The sequence below is a fragment of the Mycobacterium sp. NAZ190054 genome (assembly GCF_001545925.1).
GTDB lineage: Bacteria > Actinomycetota > Actinomycetes > Mycobacteriales > Mycobacteriaceae > Mycobacterium.
Map to the genome: position 1 here is coordinate 1 of NZ_LMVQ01000506.1, position 732 is coordinate 732.

Consider the following 732-nt stretch of genomic DNA (forward strand, 5'->3'; position numbering starts at 1 on the left):
CTATGCCGGGGTGGCCGGGGACGCCAACCCGATCCACTGGGACGAGGAGATCGCCAAGCTGGCCGGGCTGCCCGACGTGATCGCGCACGGGATGCTCACGATGGGCCTCGGCGCCGGATTCGTCTCCCGCGAGGTGCTGCGGGCCGGCCCGGACGTCGCAGTGCTGCGCGACGCCGCCGCGCGGATGCGCGACTCCGTCGCCTACCTGGGGAGATAGCGACCACCTCGCGACGGGCCGCGCGACACGCCCGACACGCGATGACCAGCGAAATTCTCAGGCGACGCCACCGGGGCGTGGCCCGTGCGCCGGCCGTGCGGGGCGAACTTTCTCCGGCAAACAGCTTGAAACTGCGAATACCCACGTTATGCAGGCCATTTGGCGTTGCGGGTGGTCGGCGGGGGTACGTCGTCCGCCCGTCGCCGAGGCACGTCCGACCACCCGGTAGCGCCCTACACGCTGGGGTTTTGATGCGACAAGCCGGGGGTGGGGTTAGCTTTCGTCAGTCGGCGTGGGTACGGTCGTCCACGCTGGCTGGTTCTGGTTCCGCCACTACCAGCCGAGACAAATCAGTTGATGGACGATACGGAGGAAACCCGTGGCCCTTCCCCAGTTGACCGACGAACAGCGCGCGGCAGCGTTGGAGAAGGCTGCTGCCGCACGTCGAGCACGAGCCGAGCTCAAAGACCGGCTCAAGCGCGGCGGCACCAACCTCAAGCAGGTGCTCCAGGACG

Annotated in this window: 2 pseudogenes; both read left to right on the forward strand. The window is 68.4% G+C overall.

The window, feature by feature from the left end:
• A pseudogene (locus tag ASJ79_RS31590) lies at positions 1–127 on the forward strand (MaoC/PaaZ C-terminal domain-containing protein); the annotation flags it as partial.
• Positions 128–596: 469 nt separating this feature from the next.
• Positions 597–732 (forward strand): annotated as a pseudogene (gene mihF, locus ASJ79_RS31595) (integration host factor MihF); the annotation flags it as partial.